The sequence below is a fragment of the Halorussus halophilus genome (assembly GCF_008831545.1).
GTDB classification, from domain to species: Archaea; Halobacteriota; Halobacteria; order Halobacteriales; family Haladaptataceae; genus Halorussus; species Halorussus halophilus.
Genome location: NZ_CP044523.1, coordinates 553238 through 574815 on the forward strand (window position 1 = coordinate 553238; position 21578 = coordinate 574815).

General features: G+C 62.9%; 23 protein-coding genes and 1 pseudogene. 16 read left to right on the forward strand and 8 right to left on the reverse strand.

What is annotated here, in order from left to right; genetic code table 11:
• The first annotated feature begins 217 nt into the window (after positions 1-217).
• Both F7R90_RS02625 and F7R90_RS02630 read left to right on the forward strand, forming a co-directional pair.
• Positions 218-805 (forward strand): NUDIX hydrolase, encoded by a 588-nt coding sequence (locus F7R90_RS02625; protein WP_158055732.1) that lies wholly within the window; start codon positions 218-220, stop codon positions 803-805.
• Positions 806-850: 45 nt separating this feature from the next.
• Positions 851-1747, forward strand: a pseudogene (locus tag F7R90_RS02630) (PhzF family phenazine biosynthesis protein); the annotation flags it as partial.
• A gap of 27 nt (positions 1748-1774) precedes the next feature.
• On the opposite strand, the gene F7R90_RS02635 reads toward F7R90_RS02630, so the two are convergent.
• Positions 1775-2407 carry a MogA/MoaB family molybdenum cofactor biosynthesis protein gene (locus tag F7R90_RS02635; RefSeq protein WP_158055733.1) on the reverse strand — a complete coding sequence of 211 codons (633 nt, stop codon included), beginning with the start codon at positions 2405-2407 and terminating at the stop codon, positions 1775-1777.
• A gap of 365 nt (positions 2408-2772) precedes the next feature.
• Here F7R90_RS02635 and F7R90_RS02640 point away from each other — a divergent pair, with 365 nt between their 5' ends.
• Both F7R90_RS02640 and F7R90_RS02645 read left to right on the forward strand, forming a co-directional pair.
• Entirely contained in the window at positions 2773-3819 is a 1047-nt protein-coding gene (locus F7R90_RS02640) for a zinc-binding dehydrogenase (protein WP_158055734.1), read from the forward strand.
• Between the two features lie 2 nt (positions 3820-3821).
• On the forward strand, positions 3822-4097 hold the full coding sequence (locus F7R90_RS02645) for a hypothetical protein (protein WP_158055735.1): 276 nt from the start codon (positions 3822-3824) through the stop codon (positions 4095-4097).
• Positions 4098-4469: 372 nt separating this feature from the next.
• Here F7R90_RS02645 and F7R90_RS02650 read toward each other — a convergent pair whose 3' ends face one another.
• Positions 4470-4913: a desampylase gene (locus F7R90_RS02650; RefSeq protein WP_158055736.1), complete on the reverse strand. Its 444-nt coding sequence runs from the start codon at positions 4911-4913 to the stop codon at positions 4470-4472.
• A gap of 33 nt (positions 4914-4946) precedes the next feature.
• Entirely contained in the window at positions 4947-6014 is a 1068-nt protein-coding gene (locus F7R90_RS02655; RefSeq protein ID WP_158055737.1) for a hypothetical protein, read from the reverse strand.
• Between the two features lie 114 nt (positions 6015-6128).
• On the opposite strand from F7R90_RS02655, the gene F7R90_RS02660 reads away from it, so the two are divergent.
• Positions 6129-7511, forward strand: a complete 1383-nt coding sequence (locus F7R90_RS02660) for a hypothetical protein (protein ID WP_158055738.1) — start codon at positions 6129-6131, stop codon at positions 7509-7511.
• An 81-nt stretch (positions 7512-7592) separates the two neighbouring features.
• Here F7R90_RS02660 and F7R90_RS02665 read toward each other — a convergent pair whose 3' ends face one another.
• Positions 7593-8459 carry a PspA/IM30 family protein gene (locus F7R90_RS02665; RefSeq protein ID WP_158055739.1) on the reverse strand — a complete coding sequence of 289 codons (867 nt, stop codon included), beginning with the start codon at positions 8457-8459 and terminating at the stop codon, positions 7593-7595.
• Between the two features lie 136 nt (positions 8460-8595).
• Between F7R90_RS02665 and F7R90_RS02670 the strand changes: the two genes are divergently transcribed.
• The 5 genes from F7R90_RS02670 to F7R90_RS02690 all read left to right on the forward strand — a co-directional run bounded on the left by F7R90_RS02670 (position 8596) and on the right by F7R90_RS02690 (position 13504).
• Positions 8596-9210 (forward strand): alpha/beta hydrolase, encoded by a 615-nt coding sequence (locus tag F7R90_RS02670; RefSeq protein ID WP_158055740.1) that lies wholly within the window; start codon positions 8596-8598, stop codon positions 9208-9210.
• Between the two features lie 429 nt (positions 9211-9639).
• Positions 9640-10482, forward strand: a complete 843-nt coding sequence (locus F7R90_RS02675; protein ID WP_158055741.1) for a hypothetical protein — start codon at positions 9640-9642, stop codon at positions 10480-10482.
• A gap of 113 nt (positions 10483-10595) precedes the next feature.
• On the forward strand, positions 10596-12245 hold the full coding sequence (pyrG, locus tag F7R90_RS02680) for a glutamine hydrolyzing CTP synthase (RefSeq protein ID WP_158055742.1): 1650 nt from the start codon (positions 10596-10598) through the stop codon (positions 12243-12245).
• Complete coding sequence (gene guaA / locus F7R90_RS02685) at positions 12245-13162, forward strand: glutamine-hydrolyzing GMP synthase (protein ID WP_158055743.1); 918 nt, start codon at positions 12245-12247, stop codon at positions 13160-13162. The genes pyrG and guaA overlap by 1 nt, the downstream gene beginning before the upstream one ends.
• 21 nt (positions 13163-13183) lie before the next feature.
• Entirely contained in the window at positions 13184-13504 is a 321-nt protein-coding gene (locus tag F7R90_RS02690; RefSeq protein ID WP_158055744.1) for a DUF7126 family protein, read from the forward strand.
• Here the strand turns inward: F7R90_RS02690 and F7R90_RS02695 are convergent.
• The gene (locus F7R90_RS02695; protein WP_158055745.1) at positions 13449-14198 is read right to left on the reverse strand and encodes an MBL fold metallo-hydrolase; all 750 of its coding nucleotides are present in this window, start codon (positions 14196-14198) and stop codon (positions 13449-13451) included. The genes F7R90_RS02690 and F7R90_RS02695 overlap by 56 nt on opposite strands.
• 129 nt (positions 14199-14327) lie before the next feature.
• Here F7R90_RS02695 and F7R90_RS02700 point away from each other — a divergent pair, with 129 nt between their 5' ends.
• Positions 14328-14540 (forward strand): hypothetical protein, encoded by a 213-nt coding sequence (locus F7R90_RS02700; protein ID WP_158055746.1) that lies wholly within the window; start codon positions 14328-14330, stop codon positions 14538-14540.
• A gap of 399 nt (positions 14541-14939) precedes the next feature.
• Positions 14940-15257 carry a cupin domain-containing protein gene (locus F7R90_RS02705; RefSeq protein WP_158055747.1) on the forward strand — a complete coding sequence of 106 codons (318 nt, stop codon included), beginning with the start codon at positions 14940-14942 and terminating at the stop codon, positions 15255-15257.
• Between the two features lie 2 nt (positions 15258-15259).
• Here the strand turns inward: F7R90_RS02705 and F7R90_RS02710 are convergent, their stop codons facing one another.
• A complete protein-coding gene (locus F7R90_RS02710) occupies positions 15260-16159 on the reverse strand; it encodes a Vms1/Ankzf1 family peptidyl-tRNA hydrolase (RefSeq protein ID WP_158055748.1) in 900 nt (299 codons plus the stop codon).
• Positions 16160-16316: 157 nt separating this feature from the next.
• On the opposite strand from F7R90_RS02710, the gene F7R90_RS02715 reads away from it, so the two are divergent.
• Complete coding sequence (locus F7R90_RS02715) at positions 16317-17387, forward strand: metallophosphoesterase family protein (protein WP_225741238.1); 1071 nt, start codon at positions 16317-16319, stop codon at positions 17385-17387.
• 91 nt (positions 17388-17478) lie between these two features.
• A complete protein-coding gene (locus tag F7R90_RS02720) occupies positions 17479-18231 on the forward strand; it encodes an SDR family oxidoreductase (RefSeq protein ID WP_158055749.1) in 753 nt (250 codons plus the stop codon).
• Between the two features lie 60 nt (positions 18232-18291).
• Here F7R90_RS02720 and carA read toward each other — a convergent pair whose 3' ends face one another.
• Positions 18292-19353: a glutamine-hydrolyzing carbamoyl-phosphate synthase small subunit gene (gene carA / locus F7R90_RS02725; RefSeq protein ID WP_158055750.1), complete on the reverse strand. Its 1062-nt coding sequence runs from the start codon at positions 19351-19353 to the stop codon at positions 18292-18294.
• A 102-nt stretch (positions 19354-19455) separates the two neighbouring features.
• Here carA and F7R90_RS02730 point away from each other — a divergent pair, with 102 nt between their 5' ends.
• Both F7R90_RS02730 and F7R90_RS02735 read left to right on the forward strand, forming a co-directional pair.
• The gene (locus F7R90_RS02730) at positions 19456-19869 is read left to right on the forward strand and encodes an Lrp/AsnC family transcriptional regulator (protein ID WP_158055751.1); all 414 of its coding nucleotides are present in this window, start codon (positions 19456-19458) and stop codon (positions 19867-19869) included.
• 101 nt (positions 19870-19970) lie between these two features.
• A complete protein-coding gene (locus tag F7R90_RS02735; RefSeq protein ID WP_158055752.1) occupies positions 19971-20762 on the forward strand; it encodes a 2-oxo acid dehydrogenase subunit E2 in 792 nt (263 codons plus the stop codon).
• Between the two features lie 75 nt (positions 20763-20837).
• Here the strand turns inward: F7R90_RS02735 and F7R90_RS02740 are convergent, their stop codons facing one another.
• A complete protein-coding gene (locus F7R90_RS02740; protein ID WP_158055753.1) occupies positions 20838-21560 on the reverse strand; it encodes a CehA/McbA family metallohydrolase in 723 nt (240 codons plus the stop codon).
• Positions 21561-21578 lie beyond the last annotated feature (18 nt).

A 21578-nucleotide genomic window follows, 5' to 3' on the forward strand; every position in this document is an offset into this window, starting at 1 on the left:
ACAGCACCGCACGGGCCACACGCCTCCCCAACCGACTGCGCTTCTCGACCTCCGCTACTCTCCGGTCTGCGATGCTCATCCCTCGCGCGACGGTCGGCGCAACACCCTTCGGGGTTACGCCAGCGCACGCCGAACCATTGACAACCCAGTCTCCGTACTTTTCCCCCTCTCCTAGCAACCGAAGAGCGTTTTACCCATCCCACAAAATTCAGTCCCAATGAGTACCGACGACGCGCCGTCGAGCGCCACCACCGCCGCAACCGACGAAGTCCACGAGAACGCAAAGCAGGACGTTATCGTGGTCGATGCAGACGACAACGAGCAAGGACTAGCGAACCGCCTCGACGCCCACACCGGCGACGGCACGCGCCACCGGGCGTTCACCTCGCTCGTGTTCGACGGCGACGGCAACATCTTGTTGGCCCAGCGCGCGCCCGGCAAGCGCCTCTGGGGGTCGTGGTGGGACGGTACCGTCGCCTCCCATCCCGTGCAGGGCCAGAGCCAAGAGGCGGCCACCCGCCAGCGACTCGACGAAGAGTTGGGCATCACGCCCGACCAGTACGACGACCTGCGCGTGACCGACCGCTTCGAGTACAAGCGCTACTTCGAGAACGCGGGCGTCGAACACGAGGTCTGTGCCGTGCTGAAAGTGACCCTAGACGACCTGAGTCTCGACCCCGACGAAGAAGAGGTCGCGGGCCTGATGTGGGTTCCCTACGAGCGCCTGCACGACCACCCCGAGTGGTATCGCCAACTGCGTCTCTGCCCGTGGTTCGAAATCGCGATGCGCCGCGACTTCGAGTAACGACTCCACCTCTCCGGCCCTCCAACGTTTTCACCGCGCCGCGCGTACGCCCGCGAGCAGTACGCTGGCAACCAACTCGCGGTCTTCCACGACGCCGAGTCGCTCACCGACGAGCAGATGCAGCGTCTCACGCGCGAAACCAACTACTCGGAGGCGACGTTCGTCGAGTCTACGACCGACCCCTACGACGTGCGTATCTTCGACCCCGTAGAAGAACTGCCGTTCGCCGGTCATCCGACGCTCGGCACCGCGTTCGTCCTCCGGGAGTACGTCTGCGAGGACAGTCCCGACGAACTAACCCTGAACCTCGGCGTCGGCGAGATTCCCGTCTGGGTCGAGCGCGAGGGCGGGGAAGAAATCTTCTGGATGCGCCAGATTCCGCCGTCCTTCAAGGGGACAATCGACCACGAACTCGCGGCGCGCGTGCTGAGTCTAGCCGAATCGGACATCGACCACGACTACCCAGTACAACTCGTCTCGACCGGTCTGCCGACGCTCGTCGTCCCCCTCGAATCGCTCGATGCACTCCAGCGCGCCGAGACGAACCACGACCCCTACTACGAGGAGCTAATCGAACCATACGGCAATCTGAATATCCTGCTGTTCGCGCCAGAGTCACACGGAGACGGGGACCAGTCCGAAGAAGCGCCTGAAGACAACGACCTCAGCGTTCGCGTGTTCGCCGACTGCGGGGGCGTTCCGGAAGACCCTGCAACTGGCTCATCGAACGGCTGTCTGGCGGCGTATCTCGTGGCGAACGACTACTTCGACGGCGAACGAATCGACGTGAGGGTCGAACAGGGCTACGAAATGGACCGACCCTCGCTCCTGTACTTGCGCGCGTCTCGAACCGACGCGGACGGCGAAAACGAAGCAGTTCCGACCATCGAAGTCGAGGTCGGTGGCCGCGTGATTCCGGTCGCCGAAGGACGACTCATCTGACTGCAACTGGCTACTCGCTCCGACTGACTACTCTCTGCTCGCCAATCCGGCGAGATGTCCGGCCTCTTCGACGATGATGCGCTCGGCACCGAGACGTGCGGCGTTCTCGCTGCCCGGCAGGCAGAAGACGGGGGTGCCGTCGGCGATGCCCGCTCGCGCGCGCGTGCCGACGACTTTGGTGCCGATTTCGTCGTGCGAGAGCAGCCTGAACAACTCGCCGAAGCCCGGCAGTTCCTTGTCGAACAGCGGCGCGACGGCCTCGATGGTCACGTCGTCAGGCGTGACGCCAGTGCCGCCAGTCGTGACCACCGCGTCAACGTCGGAGCGTCCGACCAGTCCGTCCACTGCGCTCTGGACGCCGTCGAAGTCGTCGGCGACGAGGTCGCGACTCACGACTCGGTCGCCGTCGCGCTCCAGTATCTCCACGATGGCGTCGCCGGAGGGGTCGTCCGAGAGCGACCGCGAGGACGAGACGGTGACGACCGCGACGCCGAGCGACTCGATGTCGTGATGGTGGTGGTCGTCGGTCTCGGCGTCGTGGTCGTGGGTCTCTTCGGGCGTTTCGTCGTGTGTCGGTTCGGGTTCCTCGGTCTCTGTCTCGGCTTTCTTTTCGTCCTCGTCGTCGCTTCGCCGGGTGTCACGCGATTGGAAATCGACCATAGAACGTAATTCGGCCGCCATCACGTAAAATCAACGCCGTTATATTTCTATTGTGTTGGATTAGCTACTGCTTGTTGGTTGGAAGGGAGGCATTCGGACGTGACTGTCGAGAGGCGACGGGACAGCAGCACAGCAGTGCGACGGGAACGAACTGACTACTTCCTCAGTGTTGTGACGGCTTCAGTGCTGTCCGCAGACTCGATGGACGACGCTACGGAATAGCGTCCTCAGATTTGGTTGTCAATCCCCAGAGTAGTGTTGGTGATAAAAGCCGATTACACAACTACTTCACAGAACCATGCCACTTTTTCGCACACATCGCCGTTTGGAATACTACTTTATCCTCTCGAACCCACCACCAGACCATGAAAGCAGTCCAGTTCAGCGAACACGGCGACCGGGACGTAATCGAGTACGGCGAGTTCCCGGACCCAACGCCGGACCGCGACGAAGTCCTCGTGGACATCAAGGCAGGCGCGCTCAACCACCTCGACGTGTGGACTCGAAAGGGTCTGCCGGGTCTCGACCTCGACATGCCACACGTTCCGGGGAGCGACGGCGCGGGCGTCGTTCTCGAAGTCGGCGAAGACGTGACTCGGTTCGAAGCGGGCGACCGCGTCGCGGTTTCGGCGGGCGTCTCCTGTGGGAAGTGCGAGTTCTGCCGCCACGGCGAACATTCCCTCTGTAAGGGCTACCACATCATCGGCGAACACGTCCGGGGCGTCCACAGCGAGATGGCTGCGGTTCCGGAAGCTAATCTCGTCCCCGTACCGGAAGGCGTCTCGTGGGAGACTGCCGCCGCAGCACCGCTCGTGTTCCAGACCGCGTGGCGGATGCTGGTCGTGCGCGCAGACGTACAACCCGGCGAGAAAGTCCTCGTGTTGGGAGCCTCGGGTGGCGTCGGCCACGCCGCAGTACAAATCGCGGACTACATCGGCGCGGAAGTGTACGCCACCGGGAGCAGTCAGGAAAAGCTCGACCACGCGAAAGAGATGGGCGCGGAGTACGCCATCAACTACGCCGAGGAGGACTTCGCCGACAAAATTAGCGAACTCACCGGCAAGCGCGGTGTGGACGTAGTGGTGGACCACATCGGCAAGGAGACGTACCCCGATTCGCTGAAGAGTCTGGCGAAGGGCGGCCGACTCGTCACCTGCGGCGCGACCACCGGCCCGAACCCCGGCGCGGGACTCAACCGCATCTTCTGGAACCAACTCTCGATTCTCGGTTCGACGATGGCGAGCCACGGCGAGGCCGACGACGTACTCGAACTCGTCTGGAAGGGCGAGTTCGAACCAGCCATCCGGGAGGTCCTGCCGATGAGCGAGGCCGACCGGGCACACGAGATGCTCGAAGAACGCGAAGGCTTCGGCAAGGTCGTCGTCGTCCCTGACAGCGAGTACGACCGCTAAGCATGGGCGAGGACACCTACACTCATCGCCCGGGCAAGGTAGACAACGACCGCGAAGACGTGGCCGAGAACGCTCCCATCGAGCGCGGCAAGGAGTCGTTCGTCTGGCGCGACTGGCTACTGGTCGGTCTCATCGCAGTCTGTTTCCTCGTCATCCCCGCGACGATTCTGGTACTCCCGCCAGTGCGACCGTTCAAATTTGCCTACCTCGTGTTGCCGCTGATTCCGGCGGTCCTGCTCGGTCTAGTCGCGGTCTGGTCGGCGCAGCGCGGTGAGTGAACTCGGGACTGTTTTCGGAGGTGGATTTGGCGTTCTGGTTTTCGTGGATTTTGACTGACGAACTGGCGCGCGCGGCGCGACCCTCGTGGTCGCGACCTGTTCGCGCGAGGGACGAGACTTGCGAGACGCTTCGCGTCTCGCTGATCTGCGGATGTACTCCGCAGACAACGCAACTTGGAGGACGCGCCGATGCGCGGCCTCCTAAAATGAGAAGCGAGTCGGTTGGGGAGGACGTGGCTCTCGCAGTGCGGTGCGGAGCGGTGCGGTCTTTGCACGGCTTTGTATCGGGAGTAGCTAACTTCGTCGTGATGTTCACTAGAAGTCGTATTCTCGTTCTACCTTTCTCCTGTTCGCACCGACGCCAACTCACCCCTACTCCTCAACCACACGGACTTGTTCCCGGACGAACTCATCGCCGGTCCAGTTCCACGAACCCAGTGACCACTCTCCATCGTCGCAAAACAGAATCACGTACGACTTGTCCGGCCACGTCGCCTCCGCAACGTCAGTCGCGCTCGGTTCCGGCGGGCCAGCGGGATGCGAGTGGTAGAATCCGACGACCTCGCGGCCGTTCGCCTCGATTTCCTCCATGACCGCCAATTGCTCGCGTGGGTCAATTTCGTATCGTGATTGTTGGTTTATAGCGGTGTTTTCGACGGAATGCTGGCGCTCGACGAAACGCTCGCCAACGGCGTCCTCGCTACCCTGCTCGTTGCTTTTCCCAGCCAAAATTCCACAGACCTCCGCAGGCGCGCCCGAACGAGCGTGCGCGACCAGTTCGTCCCGAACCGCCGCGGAAATCACGAGTTGTCCCATCACGTCTCACCTGCGTCACTCGCGACTCTCATCTCACCCGTTCTCCTCCCAGTTTATCTCGTCGCTCCGATCGACTCTCCGGAGGACGAACGACCCGATGGAGAGGGTTCGCTTCGCGACCGTCGAAATCCGGAGGATGTACGCGAGCAGAATCATGAACGGTGCGACGGCGACCGTCATCCCGAAGCTGATCGCCAGCACGTCGTTGCTGATGCCGAGCGTCGCGCCCGGAACCGACTGGGCGTCGTAGTAGGTAATCATCGACGCGGTGACGATGAGCGCCGGAACCGCCGAGTAGAGCATCGCCCGCGAGAGGTTGACCAGTTCCCACTGGAAGTACAGCGTCTTGAAGTGTTCGCGCGCGGGACCGAAGAACTTCAGCACCTCGACGAGGTCGTCGAAGGCCTCGCGCACTTCGTCGGTCAGCGCGTCGCGGTGGTCGTTGCGGATGCGCCGCGCGAGGAATATCTTCCACGAGTAGTTGAAGTTCAGCACCGCCGAGAGCAACTGGAAGGTGCCGAACTGCGCGTCGTCCAGTTGGTCGCTCACCTCGTCGGCGTTGGTCTCTAACCCATCGACGTAGCTGTGGATCTGCTCTTTCAGTTCTTCGTCGCGACTCTCCTCCACTGCGTCGGCGAGGTCGTTGGCCCGCGAGCGCGTCACGTCGATGAGTGCTTGCAAGAAAGAGGCGGGTTCCGGTGGACTCGTCTTCGTCTCCAGCACGTCCTCTACGTCCTCCCGGAACTCCATCGCACCCTCCATGCGACTGCGCTGGTCGCCGACCGGACCCAATTCCTGCGAGAGGACGAGTTGGTTGAGCGTCACGACCAGCGTCACGCCGGTGATGATGGCGGTGACGAACGCCTGAAACAGCGTCTCTGCTGGGTCAGATGCAGCGACGGATTGCTGGACGCCGCGGGGGTCCAAGACGCCGAGGATGACCATAGAGAGGAAGACCCCCAGCAGGAGTGCGCCCGCGACGTGCCACCGATTGGCCTCCATGAGTACCCAGAGCTTCGCACTGCTATCGTCTGCTCGTTCGCGCATCGTGTCGCCCGGTTGTGACTCTTCGCCCGCCGACCCCGACCCGTCGTTCGACATGTCCTGTCACTACGTCGGCAGGCCAGAAATACCCGTGGGCCCCGACGGTCGTCGAGTGTGCGATATCGTCGCCAGTCGGTGGACCTTTTTGGTCGCTCGGCCCGTGGTCGTGGTATGCGACGACACACCAGGTCCATCCTCGTGGTGGTCGTCCTCCTCGTCTTCGGAGGCACGGCCACCGTCGCGGGCCACCCGTCGCAGATGGGTGGGGAACAGCAGTCGCTCTCGATTGGGCAGGCAACGTCCGAGCAGGCCGAGAGCGAGACCAACGTCACCGTCGTCACGGAAGGGTTCGACCCCGATTACGACCCTGAAACAGTTCTCGCTCGCGTCGAGGAACTCAGGGACTTGAACGCCATCGAGGACGTGACGCTCCACGAGTACGCCGACGAAAACGAGAGCGTCGCCGACGTTCGCGACCAGTTCGGCGCGATTCGGCCCGCGGGTGCCCGCGCGTTACAGTTGTACTCGAACGGTTCGACCGAACAGCGACTGCCGCTCGGGTACACCATCGAACGCGACGACGGCGTCCACATCTATCTGATGAACGAAACCGACGTACAGGCGTACAACCTCTCGCAGGAACTCGTCGTCGCCCACGAGTTTGTCCACGCCTTGCAGTTCCAGCACGACCTCATCTCTCCCTCTCGGACCGAGTTCCGCGACGACTTCGAGATGTGGACCACCGACGCGATACTCGTCGTCACGTCACTGATAGAGGGCGACGCGATGACGGTCACCGAGCAGTACCGCGCTCGATACGGCGGCGGGGAGAACTACTCGGTGACGGCGTACAACCGCACACTTCCGCGCGCGGCGTGGACACACAGCGTCGCCGGTACGCCGTACTACTACGGCTACGAGTTCTACGCGGCAATCGACGCCGACCCGGACGTCCGGTCGGCGGTGATTCGGAACCCGCCGAACGCGACGGCACCGTTGTTGCACCCCGCCGAACACGTGCCGCGAAAAGAACTCCCGCCAGCACCTGACCCGGACCTCGATAGCAACCTGACAGGGTACCACACCGACACAGTCGGCGAGTTAGTCGTCCGACACTCGCTCCGCATCAACGGCCTGTCGTTCCCGGAGGCCGCTGACGCCGCCGATGGGTGGGCGGGCGACCAGATGTACTACTACTCGGCACCGGCCGCCACGGCGACTCACTGGGTGACGGCGTGGGAGAACGCGAGCGAAGCGCGCGAGTTCGCAGACTCGTGGCGTGAGATGCTGTCGGGTCTCAGTGCGAGGGCGACGGAAGCCACCACGTTGGACGACGACACGCTCGTCGTTCCCGCGAGCGAAGAGGCGTCGTCGGTAGCGTACGTCATCGAACGCGACGGTTCGACAGTTCGGGTGACGGCCGCGTCGAACGCCGAGTTGGCCCGAGAGCTAGCCGAGTCGGCGACCGAATCGAGTCGCTCTGCCGCGAGCAACGCGAGCGAAGAGCGCACTCGAATATCGGCGAAAAACGCAGTTAGCGAACGCTGGTGGTAGTGAGAAGTCAGCGACGACAGACGCGAGCGCGCCTGTCGTCTTCCGTAATCGGTTCGTTCAAGTTTTCCGCAGTCGGTTCGCTCAGGCTTCTTCTTCGTCGCGAAGCTCTTCGAGTTCTTGGTCGATTTCCTCGCTACTGACGTTCTCCGGTTCGGCCTCGGCGTCGCCGCCCGACTCCGCTTCGACTTCGGTTTCGAGCTCTGCTTCGAGTTCGGTCTCCGAGTCCTCTTCCTCGGGTTCCTCGACGGTTCCCTTGCCCATCTCGGCTTTCAGCGTGTCGAGTTCGGCATCGACTTCGCCGCTGGTTCGGACCTCTTCGAGTTCGCGGTCGAGGCTGTCTTGGTCCGAGATGGCGTCTTCGAACGCGCCGCTCTCCTGCAACTCGTCCATCGCTTCTGCGCGCGCTTCCATGTCCTCGGTGCGCTCTTCGGCGCGCTCGATGGCGCGGCCGACGTCCTCCATCTCGTCGCCAGCGCCGGTCATCGCCTCGGAGACGCGACTCTGGGCTTCGGCAGCCTCGTACCGAGCCTTCATGCTCTCCTTCTTGGTGCGGAACTCCTCGATGCGGTTCTGGAGTTCGTCCTTCTTCTCGACGAGGTTGTCTTGGGTGTTCTGCAGGCTAGCGATTTGGCCTTCCAGGTCCTCGATTTGGTTCATCTTCGTCTTCTTCTTTTCGAGGGCTTGGCGCGCCAAGTCCTCGCGGTCCTGACGAACAGCCTCGCGGGCCTGCTCGTTGTGCTTCTCGACGTTGTCTTCGAGTTTGCGCTTCTGCATCTCTAAGCGCTTCTTCTGGGTGGTGAGGTCGGCGATGCCCTGTTTCACTTCTTGGAGTTCGTCGCGGAGTTGCTCGTAGGAGTAATCGAGCGTCTCTGCGGGGTCTTCCGCTCGATTGAGGGCGGCGTTTATCTTCGACCGGACGACGTACGACAGGCGTGAGAGTACTCCCATACCCCGCCCTTCGGGCCGCGGACCTTAAAATCCTCACCTCTGCAACAGCTATGCTCTAGTTTGGCAACACGTGTCAGGGGTGTATCGTCGTCCGAAATGCCCAGCACACTTTACCGAGACGCTCCAAGACGACAGTATGCACTCTGAGGACATTCCCATTCCCGGCGCGCGCGACGTGCGCGCGACACTCGATTCCCCTGAGAACGAAGATGCGAACACGATTGTAGTGGCTTGCCCGCCGCACCCACAGCACCGCGGCCACCGCGGAGACGCGCGCCTGAAAGCGGTGAGCGAGTACCTGTGTGACCACGGTATCGCCTGCCTGCGCTTCGACTACGGTGACTGGGACGAGGGGTACGGCGAGCGCGAAGACGCCCGCAATGCCCTGCGCTGGGCGCACGAGCACTACGACCGTGTCGGCATCTTCGGGTTCAGTTTCGGCGGCGCGATTGCGACGCTCGCCGCCGCGAGCGTCGAATCGCCGCCGGAGGTGGTGTCGCTATTGGCTCCGGCCTCGAAGTTGGCCGACGATTTGGACGCCGCGGCGGTTTTGGAAGACATCGAGAGTCCAGTGCAGGTGCTCTACGGAACGCGGGACACGACTGCGGAGTGGGAGCCGTTAGTCGAGCGCGCGAAGGAGTTGGGACACGAAACTGTGGAGATGAGCGCGGACCACTTCTTCATCGGTCAGCACGAAAAGGTGGCTGACGCGGTGGGTGGGTTTCTGGTCGGAGAACTCGGCGAGCGATAGAAATATTTTGTTTGGTTGAGGGTCACGACCGTGGGAGAACTTGGCCAACTCTTGGGACTTGGAGTGGATCTGGCTCCAGTAGTACTTATACTCTTATCCGGAGAGCTGTCCTGAATCCAAGCGGCACGGAGACACGAAATCGTATTCTCAATTGCCTTGACGACAGTGGCGATGGGTGCAGGTGTGACGCTGTACGAACGTGCAGGGATTTACATCAGCCCGGCGAATCGCCGGATGCTCTCTACGGTCATCGGTCTCTGCTTGCTCCTTTCGCTCGCAATCTTCGGTCGTGTGGTCGTTCGCGCTGTCAACTCCAACGACGGCCCCACCCCAAAGACGAACCCTACGAGGGTGGCGGTCAGACTTACCCTTGGGACGAAGAGTAAGTTCCACGCAAAACCTATGACAGAGTGACACGATTTCCGAGTCATGCGCCGTCTCGCTCGCCTCTCCACTATCACAATCGCCCTTCTCGTCGGCGTCCTCCACGCCGCGGCACTCTTCAGCGTCGATTCGCACCTCGGCTATCCGGTCGAGACGTTCGGCACGACCGCGCTCGCCAGCGGGTCGTTCCTCGCGGGACTCGTCTTGCTCGGCGCGCTCCCGGTGTTCGTATCGCTTCGGCACCGACTGGTCGCGCCGACGTTGTTGTTCGTCCTCGGGGCAGTCGCGCCAGTCTACGCACAACTCACGGGTGCGCAGCCGGAGTTCGACTATCTCGGCGGTTTCCTCACCGTCGCCGGTGAGGTCCACGTCTACCACTACGTTCGCTCGTGGTACGCGTGGTTGCTGGTGTATCTGCTCGCAGGCGTCGGCGAGTACGGCATACGGAACGCGGTTCGGTGGCTTCCCCCAGCGCGGCAGTTCGACGCGATTTCGGTGCCGACTGACCGCCGGACGGCGAGGATTCTGGGACTTCTCGTCGGCCTCGCGCACGCAATCGTCCTCGTCTGGTTCTCCACGCGCTGGCACTACTTTTCGGACCCCGGCGACTTGTACACGCTGTTGCCGTGGACGTTCGTGGGTTTGGTCGTCCTCGCGGGCGTGCCGACGCTCCTGTTGTTCGAGAAGCGTCTCGCCGCGCCGTTTCTTGCCTTTCTGTGGCTGCTGGACCGCGCCGTTCGGACCCAGATTCGGCCGATGCCAGACGACTCGCTCATCTTCTACTTCGTCCTCTGGTTCGTCTTCTTAGGTGTCGCCCTGCTGGCTGGGGGCGGCGAGTACGCCGTTCGAATCGCTGGGCGGCGACTCGGCTTGCAGAGTCGGTCGTAGCGTCGGCCGCCACGAGTTCCCGAACTGTTCGAAAACCCTACTACACTGTGTCAGGCCGTGACTGACCAATCAGGGTCCGAAATCGTTTTGAAGCGCGCCCGCCGACACTCGGTATGCCGACCGAACCGGAAACTGATTACGACCCTACTCTCGGTAACAAGTTCATTTTCGTGACCGGGGGCGTCATGTCCGGACTGGGCAAGGGTATCACGGCGGCGAGTACCGGGCGACTGCTCGCCAACGCTGGCTTCGACGTGACAGCGGTGAAAATCGACCCGTACCTCAACGTCGATGCTGGCACGATGAACCCCTACCAGCACGGCGAGGTGTACGTCCTGAAAGACGGTGGCGAAGTAGACCTCGACTTGGGGAACTACGAGCGGTTCCTCGACATCGACATGACCTTCGACCACAACGTCACGACGGGCAAGACCTACCAGCACGTCATCGAGAAGGAGCGCGCTGGCGACTACCTCGGGAAGACCGTCCAGATTATCCCCCACATCACCGACGACATCAAGCGCCGCATCCGCGAGGCGGCGGAAGGCCACGACGTGTGCATCGTGGAAGTCGGCGGTACGGTGGGCGACATCGAAGGGATGCCCTTCCTCGAAGCACTGCGCCAGTTCGCCCACGAGGAGGACGACGAAGATTTCTTACTCACGCACGTCACGCTCGTCCCCTACTCGAAGAACGGCGAGCAGAAGACCAAACCGACACAGCACTCCGTGAAAGAACTGCGCTCTATCGGTCTCCAACCAGACATTCTCGTCGGGCGCTGTGAAGACGAACTCGACCCCTCGACCAAGGAGAAAATCGCGCTGTTCTGCGACGTACCGACCGACGCCGTGTTCTCGAACGCCGACGTGAAGGACATCTACCACGTGCCGCTGATGGTCGAGGAAGAAGGCCTCGACGAGTACGTGATGGAGCGATTCGACCTCACCGAGGACGCGCTCCCCGCGAACGAACGCGACAACGAGTGGCGCGAACTGGTCACACAGGAGAAGACCGGCGAGGTAGACATCGCTCTCGTCGGCAAGTACGACCTCGAAGACGCATACCTCTCGGTCAACGAGGCGCTCAAGCACGCCGGATTGGAGAAGAACGTGGACGTGAACGTCCTCTGGGTGGACAGCGAGAAGATGGATTCGGACCACGAAGAGCGGCTGAAGCAGGCCGACGGCATCGTCGTCCCTGGCGGCTTCGGTTCTCGCGGTACCGAGGGGAAAATGGAGGCCGTGAAGTACGCTCGCGAGAACGGCGTGCCGTTCCTCGGTCTCTGTCTCGGCTTCCAGATTGCGGTCATCGAGTACGCCCGGAACGTCCTCGGACTGGAGGGTGCCCACTCTGCGGAAATCGACGAAGACACGCCACACCCGGTCATCGACCTGCTCCCCGAGCAGTACGACCTCGAAGATTTGGGAGGGACGATGCGACTCGGTGCCCACGAGACGCAAATCGAACCCGGAACACTCGCGGAGAAGGTGTACGGCGGCACCTCTTGTACGGAACGCCACCGCCACCGCTACGAGGTCAACCCCGAGTACTTCGAAGCGTTCGAAGGTGAGAATCTGGTCTTCTCCGGCGAGTCCGGTAATCGAATGGAGATTCTGGAACTAAACGACCACCCCTACTTCTTCGGGACGCAGTTCCACCCCGAGTTCCGGTCCCGGCCGACCCGCGCGAGTCCGCCGTTCGTCGGCTTGCTCGACGCGGTACTGAACGAAGCCGAGCAGTCCCCCGAGGAGGTCGAAGCATAATGGTCAACGCAGAGGAGTTCATCGAGGAAGCGAAGGACGAAATCAGCGAGCAAATCGGCGACGCCCACGCCATCATCGCGCTCTCGGGTGGCGTCGATTCGTCGGTCGCGGCCGCCCTCGCCTACGAGGCGGTCGGCGACCAACTCACCCCGGTCTACGTCGATACCGGTCTCATGCGCAAGGGCGAGACCGAACAGATTCGAGAGACGTTCTCCTACATGGAGAGCCTGCGCGTCGTAGAGGCCCAAGACCGCTTCCTCGACGCGTTGGAAGGCACTATCGACCCAGAGGAGAAGCGCGCCATCATCGGCGAGCAGTTCATTCGGGAGTTCGAGACCGTGGCCAAAGAGACGGACGCAGACTACCTCGTGCAGGGGACCATCTACCCCGACCGAATCGAGAGCGACGGTGAAATCAAATCGCACCACAACGTCGGTGGCCTGCCAGAAGTAGTGGACTTCGACGGCATCGTCGAACCGGTGCGAGACCTCTACAAGGACGAGGTTCGAGAAGTCGCTCGCGCGCTCGACTTGGAGGAAATCGTGGCCGAGCGCATGCCGTTCCCCGGTCCCGGCCTCGCGGTGCGGGTCATCGGCGAGGTCACTCGTGAAAAGGTGAAAGTGGCCCGCGAAGCGTGCCACGTCGTGGAAGAAGAACTCGAAGAGTACGAACCGTGGCAAGCCTTCGCGGCCGTCATCGGTAAGGCGACCGGCGTCAAGGGTGACAACCGCGTTCACGGGTGGGTCGTCTCGGTTCGGTCGGTCGAGTCCCGGGACGGCATGACCGCCCGCGCACAGGAGATCGACTGGGAGACGCTTCAGCGTATCCAGAGCCGAATCACCGGCGAGAACGAGAACGTCGCCCGCGTCGTCTACGACGTGACGCACAAGCCCCCGGCGACCATCGAGTACGAGTAAGATTTCGAGCGAGACAGAACGATGAAGGCAATCGTCGCAGGTACGGACGACCACGAACTGGGCGAGGCCCTCGAAACCGAGGGCGTCGAAGTGACGCGCGTCGAGGGCATCCCTCCTCGGCCGCAGCTCGAAGAGGCTGGCATCACCGACGCCGACGTGTTCGTCCTCACGGACGCCGCTGGTGCGACGGCCATCTCGATTGCGAAGGACCTGAACGAGGACGTGCAGGTCGTCGTCTACGCAGACGACAGCGTGCCGGACTTCGCGCGCGGACAGGCCGACCTCATCATCGATCCGTCGCTGCTGTCGGCCGACGCGGTGGCCGAGGAGCTTTCGAGCTAACGTCGATTCGCGCGGCTACTTCTTGCAGTCGCTCGCCACCTCGTCGGACGAACGGCGTCCCGTGGCCCATCGCGGCCACGGCGAAATCGGGCGCTCGGTCGGCGAGGTCGAGGATGCTCGCTTTCAGTTCTCTGTAGTCGTAGTCGATAATCTTCGCAGTCGGTTCGAGTGCCCCGTCGCTCTCGGCGACCAAGTCGCCTAACAGCGCGACACTCGGATTCTGGGCGACGTAGACGACGTGTCCCGGCGAGTGGCCGGGCGTGTGGTAGGCGGTGAACGAACCGATTTCGTCGCCGTCGTCTACCAGTCGAATCGGCAGATCGGGCGTCGCGACGAAGGTGGTGGCTACCCGCTGGAGCAGTCCTTTGTGGTTCTGCCACGTCGGTCTTCGCTCGCCGGCGAGGACGTAGGCGTCTTCCCGGCCGACGTAGACCGGCGCGTCGAGTCCGAGTTTCGACAGTGCGCCCACGTGGTCGAGGTCGAAGTGGGTGACGAGGACCCGAGACACGTCCCGCACGGTGTGTCCGGTGTCCCGAATGCCGTCGCGGATGTCGGTCGCATTCCACGGCATCCCGGCGTCTACCAGTACCAGTTCGTCGCCGTCTTCGACCACGTAGCAGTTGACGCTCCCGAGGTCGAGCCACCAGACCCCCTCGCTCAGTTCGGTCGCAGTCTGTGTTTCGGTCCCCCGCATATCGGGAGGTACGACCGTCTTGCACAAAGAACTAGCCGCCGCTTCGAGCGGACGATTGGTGCTGTTCGAGCGGATGGTTGGCCCCGTTCGAACGGACGATTTTTGTCTGCGCGGCCCGCGAGGTGTAGTATGGAGACTCGATTTCCGGACGGGTCCTCGCGCAACAGGAAGCGGGCGGCGCTGGCAGTCCTGCCGTTCCTCGCGCTCGGTCTCGCAGACATAGTATTGCTCCTGAAGTGGGGCGTGGACCCGCTGTGGGGGTTCGCCATCCTCCCGCCCATCCTCTTCGTGAGCGTACTGGCGTGGATTAGTTTCTCGACCGGATTTCTCGACGACCGGTAGCCGTTTGCACCGTTCAAAACCGTTCACTCGGCCGTGAACTGCCTGAATCGTTCTGTACGGTCGCGTCGGTTTTTGTGGTCTCCCCCACAAGCATCTAATGCGGTCGCCCGACCGACGCACTACCGTACCGCTCCCGGTAGTGCGAGAGAGACCGCACGCACCACACATCCCGGCGCGACGACGAGCGGCCACGGACACACCCCGGTTCGGCTCCCGCCCAGCCGACCCGAACTCACCAGCGCGACAGCCAACCGCCGACTGCCGCTCGTCGCTTCGCGGACACGCTGTTCGCATCATCCGACGGCTGACGCCGTTCGCACCCAGCACCCACACGCCGCCCGTCCCCGCTCGCCACCTTCAGGGCCGGTTTTTATCACCGGGCCGCACGTCCCAGATGGCATGGGCTTCGACCGCTATCCCGACCTCGACCCTGCCGACGGAGAGATTTTAGACGCCGAACTGGCCGTCACCGACGACGTACTCGTGAAAGCGTTCGCGCTCGGTCCCGGAGCAGAGCTCTCTGCGCACGAACACGCCGACGAGACGAACGTGTTTCACGTCTTGGAGGGACGGGTGGTCGTGATTCAGGACGGCGAGGAAGAGGAGATTGCTGCGCCCGGCGTCGTCCTGCACGAGCGCGGCGTCGAACACGGTGCCCGAAACGAGAGTGACGACCGGGCGATTCTGACTGCGAGTCTCTGTCCACTCCCGTCGTAGCGTTAGATTCGATAGAGTCGCGTCGTCCAGAACTCGCGGAACGCATCTTCCAACGCATCTTTTGGCTTCCCTGTCGCATCGACTGATTTCGTCACGAGCGCGTCGTCCTCGAACTCGCCGAGTAGCGTGCCCTCCCCGACGACGAACAGGCGCTCGACCTCGTCCGTCACTTCTGCAATGGCGTCTTCGCACTTCTCCAGATGCTCCTCGATTTGAGCGTCCCGCCGCCGTTCGAAGCGGCCCTGCGAGAACCCGCCCTTCGAGTGGTCGCCTTTCACGTCGCTCTCGAAGCCCTCGAACTGCTCGCGCTCTGCACCGTCGTAGACGCCGAGCGCGAACAGGTCCGAACGGACGAGTGCGAGCGCGGACGTTCCGGTGGGAAGGAACCACGAGCGGTCGAGTTCGAACCCGTCGCTCCACGAGACGAACGGGTCGGGTGCGACGCGGGGAACGAGCGCAGCACTGACCAGTCCGGCGTCGTCCGCGAGAGCGACGCAGGGTGCGGCCCGGCCGACCAGCGGCGAATGGTCGCCGAACGCTTTCGTCACTTCGTCTGGAACGCCGCCCTCGGCATCGACCATGGTCGTCAGCGCACCTTCGGGCCCGGTCTCGACGGAGTCGAGGCGGTTTAGAATGGCGGCGAGACGGTCGCCTCGCACTGTCTCGACGCCACGGAAGTCAAGGTCCGACTCGTCGCGTTCGTGGCGTTCTACCCTATCTTCCAACTCGGCGATACGGTCTTCCAGTCGATTGACCCGTTGTTCGGCCTCCTGTCTGGCGGTCGCGGCCTCCGACCGGCGTTCCTGTTCGGCGTCGAGTTGCCGTTCGAGATGTCGCTTCTCCTCTTGGAGGGCTTCGATGCGCTCTTTGAGTTCTGCGCGCCCGAGCAACGCGTCCAGCATTCGGCGAAAGAGTGTGCGCCGTCGTCTTGTAGTTTCCCCTGTCGGTGGCCCGACGAGTCTCGGTGCGCTACTCTGCCGCGACTATATAGCACACTGTACAAAATATATATGTCTTGCGACAGCGTTAAGTCTTCGAGGCAGGTAGCCACGACCGAGAATGAACGAGGGTAGTGGGGACCACCTACCGAGACACGAACTGCCTGCCGAATTTGGGGACTTACGAGCGCAGGACGACGCGTCACACACCGACGAACCGGCGATGCTCGCACGTTTCGCCCGCCCGCGAACCGAGACGAGGACGACGCTCGCAATCGTCTCGGACCCGCACGTTTCGACGGCGAAGGAGGAGACGTGGAAAGTGTTCCACCGGACCGAGCGACGACTGCGCGCCGCCGTTACGGACATCGAAGCACGCGACGTGGACGGCGTCGTCTTCGCTGGCGACCTGACCGAAGACGGCCGACCGGCGGACTTCGAGTTGGTCGCCGACGTGCTGTCGGATTTGCGCGTGCCGTTCGTCGCCGTCCCCGGCAACCACGACGTACCCAAGGATTTCGACGACCACGAGACGCCTCCGATTTCGGATTTCCAAGCCGACTTCACGCCCGGCGAACTCCCCTTCCACGAGCGAATCGGTGGCGTGGACGTACTCGGACTGAACAGCGCGTCGAATCCCGACGGGTCGCTCGACGACTGCCACGGCGGCGAGGTTTCGCCCACGCAACTCGATTGGCTCGACAACACGCTCCCCGAGACCGAGACGCCCATCGTCGTCAGCCACCACAACATGGCGGGCCTCGCCGACCGAACCGACGCTGACCCGGCCATTCTGCACTCGCCGCTCGGTGACGATGAGGAGTTCACCGAGACACTCGCGCGCCACGACGCCGCGCTCCACCTCTCGGGGCACGTCCACCTGCCAGCAGTCACCGAGAACCGAGGCGTCCGCGGGGCCGTCGTTCCGGCGCTCTGTTCGTTCCCGCAGGCGTACACCTTGCTGGAAGTCGGTCCGGACGGAACGACGCTTCGAATCGTGCCGGTCGCCGACCGCGAGGGCGTCGCGGAGTCGTATCGACTCGCCCAAAGTCACTCCGCGCGTAGTCGGGGCGTCTCGAACGTGGTCGCCGAGCAGTTAGCCGACCTGCCGCTCGTTGACGAACGCGCGCCCCGAGAGGCGCACACCGGTGACTTCGGAAAGGCGAAGACGCCGCTCGCGCGACTGGACTGACTCCTCGTTGCTCTCCGGTCGCGTCGTGCGAGCCGCACGACACGACTCTCCTGCGAGCAAGATTTTGTACGCTCGTCGCGTGGGTCCTAGCATGGGGGACATCGAACGCGTTCTCGTCGCGGGGGCGACGGGGCGCACCGGCAGGGAAATTCTGCGCTACCTCGGCGGCACAGACCTCGAAGTCGTCGCGCTCACGCGCGACGACGACGCACGCGGGGAACTGCTCGCGCACGGTGCCGACGAAGTCGTTCTGGGCGACCTGCTCGAACCGAGAGACGCCGCCCGCGCAGTGCGTGGCTGTGACGCCGTTCTCTGTGCGGTCGGGAGCGGGGCGGCCATCGACCCGATTCTCGGCCGAGAACTCGTAGACGGGCAGGGAGTCGAGAATCTGGTCAACGCCGCCGTCGCCGCGGAAGTCGAGGCGTTCGTCTTCGAGAGTTCCATCGGCGTGGGCGACTCGGCAGGGATGCTCCCGACCAGCTTTCGTCTGCTACTCCGTCCGTTCCTGAACGCCAAGAACGAGGCCGAAGCGACGCTCCGAACCTCGGGGCTCAGATACACCATCGTTCGACCGGGTGGTCTGACGAACGACGCCGCGACCGAGGACGTGCTGGTCGGCGAAGGCGGCGCGACAGTTACGGGGTCGGTTCCGTGGGCGGACGTCGCTCGATTGATGATCGCCGCGCTGTTCACGCCCGAGACCGCGAATCGGACGTTCGAAGTTGTCTCGCGGTCGGGGTCGCGCGGGACGCCACGTGGACTGGTCGAGTTGGACTGGCAGTATCCCGAGCGACCAGACGACGTGACGGAGGTACCGGTCGAAGACGCGGACGAAGCGAACTGAAACGAGCTATCGCTGGTACAGGTTCGAGAAATCGGAGAAGTGTCGGACAGATGCGGTGACTTAGTCCGCGGCCACTGGCGTTCGACGCCCGGTCATGTCGAGCACGTCGTCGAAGAAGTCGAGCGTGTCGTGCGGGCCGGGGTTGGCTTCGGGGTGGTACTGGCGCGTGATGATGTCCAGTTCCTCGCTCTCCAGGCCTTCCGGCGTATCGTCGTTGACGTTGACCTGCGTCACGTCGAGTCGGCCGGGGTCGGCGACCGTGTAGCCATGGTTCTGGGTCGTCATGACGACCTTGTCCGTGCGGAGGTCGCGCACCGGTTGGTTGACACCGCGATGGCCGAAGTCCATCTTCTCGGTGGTGCCGCCGAGCGCGGCGGCGATGATCTGCTGGCCGAGACAGATGCCCGCGAGCGGGACTTCGCCAGCGAACTCCGAGACGAGGTGCTGGGCCGCTTCGAAGTTCACAGGGTCGCCGGGGCCGTTCGAGACGAACAGCACGTCCGGTTCGAGGTTCGACACGGCGGCGGTGGACGTGTCGTGGGGAAGGACGTGGACGGTCGCGTCGCGCTCGACCAGCGACTCGATGATACTGTCTTTGGCACCGCAGTCCACGAGCGCCACGTCGGTGTCGCCCTCGGGGTTGTACGTCTTGCGGCGGGTGACGCTGACCTGCTCACCGATTTCGGTGTGTTCGCTCATGCCCTTGCAGTCGGCGAGTTCGGCTTTCGCGTCCGCTGGAGTGGCGTCGGGACCGGCGGCGATGCCACACTTCATCGCACCGCCCTCTCGAATCTCGCCGACGAGGTCGCGCGTGTCGAGGTGGTCGATGGCGGGCACGTCTTCCTCGGTCATCCAGTCGGCCACGTCCTCGGTCAGTTCGCGCGCGACGACCGCGCGGGGGTGGACGCGACTACTCTCGAATCGTTCCTCTCGCACGCCGTAGTTTCCGATGAGGGGGTACGAGAAGGTGAGGATCTGCTCCTCGTAGGAAGGGTCGGTGAGACTCTCTTCGTACCCTGTATAGGCGGTTGTAAATACGAGTTCTCCGCGGGCCGTACCCGGCGAGCGACAGCGTGCCTCCACGACGCTGCCACCCTCCAGTGCTACGTACGCGTCCGACATTACGAGATTCATACGAAACACGGCCCCATAAACCTTGCTTTCGTAGCGAGATTACGAATTTCGTAATCATCAAGTAGGTCCCACGATTACTATCGCATCTCCATGGACGAACTCGACCGTCAAATCCTCTCCATCCTGCGGCGAGACGCCCGAAAACCCTACACAGAGATAGCCGAATCCGTCGGAACTTCGGAAGGCACCGTCCGCAATCGCGTCGAGCGGATGACCGAGGACGACATCATCGAACGATTCACCGTCGCCACCCAGACCGGGAACGTCAAAGCTATGATAGAATTGGACGTGGCCGTGGACGTGAACACTTCCAACCTCGGCGGGACAGTCGCCGAGTGGGACGAAGTAGACTTCGTCTGGCAAGTCAGCGGCGAGGAAGACATCGTACTGGTGGTGGACGCCGCCGACACCCAGAGCGTCAATCAACTCATCACGCGTGCGCGCGAACTCGAAGAGGTCGTCAACACGAAGACGCGACTGATTCTGGACGAGAAGTTGGGGTGAGCTGACTCTGTTAGAATAACGCTGTGGACGACCGCTTCGGGGCGTGCAGAACTACCTCGGTCGGTGCGTACGGTTTTAGTTCACGCTGTTCATTTGAGTCTATGAGCAATGGGGGCCCCGAACACGAGCGCGTGTCTCCGCAACAGCAGTTGACAGTAGATTACATGCAGATGGCGGGACACCGGAGTAACGTCCACGGACTCGTCGAAATAGACGTCACCGATACACGGGAGCAGATCCGAGCTATCGAAGAAGCGACCGGTACGGACCTTTCGTTTACAGCTTTCATCGTCTACTGCTTGGCAGCCACCGTGAAGGAACAGCCACACGTCCATCGATACCGCGATTGGCGAGGGAGAATCTACGAGTTCGAGGACGTGGATGTAAACGTCCTCGTCGAACGGGAGGTTGACGGCGACCGAATCGGTGTTCCCCACGTCGTCCGGGCGGCGAATCGGCGGAGGGTCCGGTCCATTCACGACGAGATTCGACGTGTCCAAGCAGACACTTCGAACCGTCCCGAGGCCGGAATCGCCGGTCTCGCCCGCCGCCTCCCCGGACTCATCCGCAGACAAATCTGGCGGCTCCCACAGTGGTTTCCGTCACGGTGGAAGGACCTCGCTGGCACCGTCGCAGTCACCTCCGTCGGTATGTTCGGCACCGGAAACGGGTGGGCCATCAGTCCCACGAACTACACCCTCCAACTCACTGTCGGCGGCATCGGAACCAAACCACGCCTGATCGACGGTGAACTCCAGTCCCGGGAGTACCTGAGCCTCACCGTCACCTTCGACCACGACGTCGTGGACGGCGCCCCTGCCACGCGGTTCGTCCAGCGCCTCGGCGCACACTTGGAAGCGGGTACCGGTCTCGACGCCCCATCTACGGAGTGAACGACTCTCGACCGCAGCCAACACACCCCTTCGTCAGATCAATACTGATCGAGAATTTCGACAGCGCCGATACAGTCAGTCGTCGTTCGACTCTTGGGTCGGCGGTTCACCCACGCCAGGCGAGTCGAGCCAATCTGGCGTCTGCAAGTAGCCTTTCCCCTCGTGAATCCGACGGTAGAACGTCCGAAGGAGTCGATTGAACGGGCCGTAGTGGACCCGCGGCTCGATGCGGCCGTCTCGAATCGCGCTGACGACGCTCTCGGGAGTCAGCTCCTCGGCGTCTACCAGGGTGTAGGCGCGCCCGACTTCGACGGGGTAGTGGGCGTCGCTCCCACCAGTGAGGGGAAGTTCGTGCCGTTCCGCCAACTTGCGAACCCACTCTTCGGTCCGGGGGTGCTTGCCGTTGATTTCGATGGCGTCGAAGTCCACTTCTACGTCCTTGACGGTGCTATTTCTGTATGGATGGGCGATGATGGCCGCACAGCCTCTGTCGTGAGCCATCTCGACGGTCTCCTCGGGAGTGAGTTCGTCCGGTTCGGTCTGTTCCGGTGGGTCCGGCCCGACGACGAGGACGTGCCCGCGCGTGGTCGTCACCTCGATGCCGGGAATCGTCTGCGCGAGCGAACTTTCTACGTCGAACGCGCGATAGTAGTCGTGGTTCGTCGTCGCCACTGCGTCTAAGTTCCGGAGGCGTGCCGTTCCCGCGAGCAGGCGTACGCCCACTGGGTCGAAGTACTGGGCGGCCCGGTCGTGTCCGTGGAAGAACCTAGTGTGGGCGTGAAGATCGACGGCGTACACACGCGAAGAGAAGGGCCA